Consider the following 4,046-nt stretch of genomic DNA (forward strand, 5'->3'; position numbering starts at 1 on the left):
CCGCAGGACCCACCACTCGCCCTCACGTCGCGCCGGACCGCCGTCCTCGGCGCGCCCGTGGCCCTGCCCGGCCTGCGCGAACGGGTGACGGGACCCGCCCCCGGCCCCGTCAGACCGGCGCAGCGGCCGGCCGAACGCGGTGGCGCGGAACGGGCCGCGGAACAGGCCGAGGCGGAGGGCCCTTCGGGCCCCGCCGCGGACCGCCTCGCGGACCGCGACCGCACCGCCTACGCCGAACTGCTCCAGGAGGTACGGATCGGGCAGACCTGTGTGCAGTATCTGGCGGGCTTTCTGATGGCCCTCGCCTTCACGCCCCGCTTCGCCGACCTCACCCCCGGCCAGCACTGGCTCTATGTGACCGCGCTCGTGGTCACCCTGGTGTCCGCCGCCCTGCTGACCGCGCCCGCCCCGTGCCACCGCATCGTCTACGGCCACCGGCTCAAGAGCCGGCTGCTGAAGGTGCTCAACCGCCTCACCTTGACCGGCCTCGCGCTGCTGCCCGCGGCGCTGGGCTGCGCGCTCCTGCTGGTGCTCGACGTCGTCGGGGTCGGCGCCGGGCCCTGCATCGCGGTGCTGACGGTCCTGGGGTTCCTGATCGTCTGGTTCGGCCTGCCCCTGTGGATGAGGCTCCACCACGGCCGCCGCCCGGCCGCGACGAGCACGACGGGCACGACGGGCGCGATGGGCGCGACGACCGCCAACCCGGACGGTGCCCCCGGCGCCCGGCGCACCATCGCCCCGGTGGACGGCGTGGCCGTCGTCCACCCCGTCGACGACATATGACGACATGTGAGGGGCCGGTCGCCCGGCGACCGGCCCTCGGGTGTGCCCGACCGCGGTGGTCAGCCGCCGCACTGGCAGGGGCCGCCGGACTGGCAGCCGCACGTGCAGCCCGGGCCGCAGGTGCAGCCGGCGTGGGGCGTCGGGGAAACGGACGTACCAAGGGCCATGGTCGACTCCCTCTTTCCTCGTGTCGTCTCCTCGTTCGAGAGAACACCCCTCGGCGCCGCCCCGGCAAGGGGCGAACTGGACACCACGTCGGCCCGATCGACGGCGCGATGGGACCGCAACCCCGGACGGGTGGCGTTTGTCCTACAGGACAAACCATTCACCAGCACACCTCCGAGGGAGCGCGGTGACCATGAGACTCAGGGGACTCCGGCGGCGTCGAACGGCCGGGGAAAGCCGAACTGCCGCAGGAACAGGAAGACGTACGGCCACCGGAGGACGAGCGGCCACCGGACATCGGGCGATGAGGGACAGCCGGGCGGCCGACGGTACGAGACGGGCGCGCCGGGTCCACCGGGCCGGCGTGGCCACGGTGGGCGCCGTGGCCCTGATGGCGCCGCTCACGGTCGTCCTCACCGGCACGCCGGCCGCGGCCGCCTCGTGCACGACGCGCAGCGGGCCGCACCAGAAGCAGGTCGAGGCGTTTCTCGGGCGGCCGGTGGACGGGCGGCAGTCGCCCGCCGACTGCGCCGCGATCCGCGCGTTCCAGACGCGCCACGGCATCAGCCCGACCATCGGCTACGCGGGGCCGGTGACCTGGGGCGTGATGGACCTGATGAACCAGCAGAAGGCCGCGGCCGGCAACCCGAACCGGGCCGGCCGGTGCCCGACCGACCGCGGCCGGGTGGCGTGCGTGGACCTGACCCGGCAGCTGAGCTGGATACAGGACGGCGCCCGGCTCGTCCTCGGGCCGGTGCCGGTGCGCACCGGGCGCGACGGCCATGAGACCCGCACCGGAGCGAAGAAGATCTACTGGCGCAACCAGAACCACTGGTCGACGCTGTACGACGTGCCCATGCCGTACAGCCAGTTCTTCGACGGCGGGCAGGCCTTCCACTCCATTCCGGGGAGCGTCTGGTCCCCGCCGGGCTCCCACGGCTGTGTGAACATGCGCCCGGCGGACGCTCGTCAGTACTGGAATCTGCTGCGAAACGGCGATGACGTCCACGTATTTGGGCGTAAACCGGGCACCTGAGAAGAGGAACCCGATGCGCTGCCGGGCGAGAGGCATTGACCTCGGCCGGCCGGGTAGGCGCTGCCTCGGACAGGTAGTACCGCGTTGTGCCCGTGTCCGGCAGGGAGGACTCGAGTCGGCCGAAGATCGTCTCCGTGAGCATGGTCTCGCGGTGGTCGGGTAGGCGCCGCTCGGTCATATGCAGAGCAAGGAGGGTTTCGTGAACAACTCCGTCATGACGGCATCGGTGGAAGCCGGCCCGATCACCTCCGCGCCCACCGGTGCGCCCTGCCCCGACCTGCCCTGGGTCGAGGAGCCGGGCAAGGTTGCCCCCAAGGACGCCCGGCAGATGTCGAAGCTGTTCTTCGACCGGCTGGCGGTGCTGGAAGAGGGCACGCATGAGTACCAGTACGTTCGCAACACCCTCATCGAGATCAACCTGTCGCTGGTCCGGTTCGCCGCGGGGCGCTTCCGCAACCGCTCGGAGCAGATGGAGGACATCGTCCAGGTCGGCACGATCGGCCTGATCAAGGCGATCGACCGCTTCGACCTCTCCCGCGAGGTGGAGTTCGCCACGTTCGCGGTGCCCTACATCGTCGGGGAGATCAAGCGGTTCTTCCGCGATACGAGCTGGGCGGTGCGGGTGCCGCGGCGCCTTCAGGAGCTGCGGCTGGAGCTGGCCAAGGCCACGGAGGAGCTGGCGACGCACCTGGGCCGCTCCCCCAGGACCTCGGAGCTCGCCGAGCTGCTCGGGCTGAGCGAGGAGGAGATCATCGAGGCCCAGGTGGCGAGCAACGGCTACACGGCGAGCTCGCTCGACGCCTCGGCCGCCGATGACGACAGCGGCAGCGAGGGGACCCTGGCGGACCGGATCGGTGACTCCGACCCCGAGCTGGAGAAGATCGAGAACTTCCACGCGCTCAAGCCGCTCCTGCACGAGCTGGACGAGCGCGACAAGCTGATCCTGCGGATGCGCTTCGGCGAGGAGATGACCCAGGCCACGATCGGGGCGAAGCTGGGCATTTCCCAGATGCACGTCTCGCGGCTGCTGAGCCGGACGCTGGCCCGGCTGCGCGAGCGGATGCTCGTGGAGGAGTGACGGCCGGAGGAGTGACGGCAGACGGCCCGGTCACCTCGCCGCCCCCGTCGGCGAGGTGACCCTCGCCCGTCATCGACCGTCCGTCATCTCTCGTCTCTCGTCCGTCATCGACCATCGACGACGCCTGTGCCTTTCGGTCCTGGACTCGGTCCTGGACCCGGGCGCGGGCGTCGTCGTGCTCATGTCGCGTCCCGTCGTGTGGCGTGCGGCGCCACGGTGCGCCCGCCATCCGGTCCGGGCGCCGCCCGAGGCGGCACCCGGATCGGACTCGGTCCGGACCGGGACCGTGCCGCTCGGGCCGCCTCAGCTCAGGCCGCGCCGGGGCCGGCTGGCGGCACGCGGCCCTTGTCGGGGAGGGGGCCCGCCTCGCCCGCCTCCTCATCGGGAACGATGTGCACCGCGGCCTCCTCCGCCGCCGCGGCCCCGCCGTCGACGCCCACGTCCCGCGCGACGACGTCCTCGTTGCGCCGGGGGACGCCCTCGTCCGCGCCGACGAGCCGGCCGGCGCGGACCTCGCCCACCTGGTCGTCCAGCGGCTCCCCGTCCCCGCCCGGCAGGTCCCCGATCCCGTTGCCGTCGGGCGCGCCGACGTCGGGCTCCTCCTGGGCCAGGCGCTGGTCGAGCGACGCCCCCTCCCGCTGTTCACCGGCGGTGGTGCCGTGCTTGGTCACGGCCAGCGGCTTCTCGGGGGGCGAGTAGCCCTCGTCGAGGGTCTCGTCGAGGTTCTTCTCGTCGAGCGCGTTCTCGAGGTCGAGGTCGTCGGGATTGTCCCGGTCGTCGGAGTCGACGGGCTGGTACACCTCGTCGCCGAACGCCTCATCGGACATGCGTCACTCCTCCTGACTCCTCCATCTCGGGTGCCATGCGTTACGTGTACCCCACGGCTCGCATCCGTATCAGGGCGCGGGGGGCGACACCATCGTGACGCACGGGGGAAGGCCGCCGCCACGGACGGAAGTTAGGCCTTAAACGGGCCTGTGAGCC

The 4,046-nt window shown here is 72.1% G+C and carries 4 protein-coding genes; 3 read left to right on the plus strand and 1 reads right to left on the minus strand.

Annotated elements, in window-relative coordinates; translation table 11 throughout:
* From ACSNOD_RS29190 to ACSNOD_RS29200, 3 genes are all read left to right on the plus strand, one after another.
* The coding region (locus ACSNOD_RS29190; protein WP_436770080.1) for a DUF6328 family protein at nt 1–783 on the plus strand (783 nt) is incomplete at its 5' end.
* Nucleotides 784–1,339: 556 nt separating this feature from the next.
* The gene (locus tag ACSNOD_RS29195) at nt 1,340–1,984 is read left to right on the plus strand and encodes a L,D-transpeptidase family protein (protein WP_436770082.1); all 645 of its coding nucleotides are present in this window, start codon (nt 1,340–1,342) and stop codon (nt 1,982–1,984) included.
* A 214-nt stretch (nt 1,985–2,198) separates the two neighbouring features.
* Nucleotides 2,199–3,062 (plus strand): RNA polymerase sigma factor SigF, encoded by an 864-nt coding sequence (locus ACSNOD_RS29200; RefSeq protein ID WP_436770083.1) that lies wholly within the window; start codon nt 2,199–2,201, stop codon nt 3,060–3,062.
* A gap of 308 nt (nt 3,063–3,370) precedes the next feature.
* On the opposite strand, the gene ACSNOD_RS29205 is transcribed toward ACSNOD_RS29200, so the two are convergent.
* Complete coding sequence (locus ACSNOD_RS29205) at nt 3,371–3,889, minus strand: DUF5709 domain-containing protein (RefSeq protein WP_436770081.1); 519 nt, start codon at nt 3,887–3,889, stop codon at nt 3,371–3,373.
* Nucleotides 3,890–4,046 lie beyond the last annotated feature (157 nt).

Source organism: Streptomyces sp. URMC 123, assembly GCF_051386515.1.
Classification (GTDB): domain Bacteria; phylum Actinomycetota; class Actinomycetes; order Streptomycetales; family Streptomycetaceae; genus Streptomyces.

Coding starts and splice junctions, on each gene's coding strand:
- ACSNOD_RS29195 (WP_436770082.1), top strand. CDS start 1,340: ATGGCGCCGCTCACGGTCGTCCTCACCGGCACGCCGGCCGCGGCCGCC.
- ACSNOD_RS29200 (WP_436770083.1), top strand. CDS start 2,199: ATGACGGCATCGGTGGAAGCCGGCCCGATCACCTCCGCGCCCACCGGT.
- ACSNOD_RS29205 (WP_436770081.1), bottom strand. CDS start 3,889: ATGTCCGATGAGGCGTTCGGCGACGAGGTGTACCAGCCCGTCGACTCC.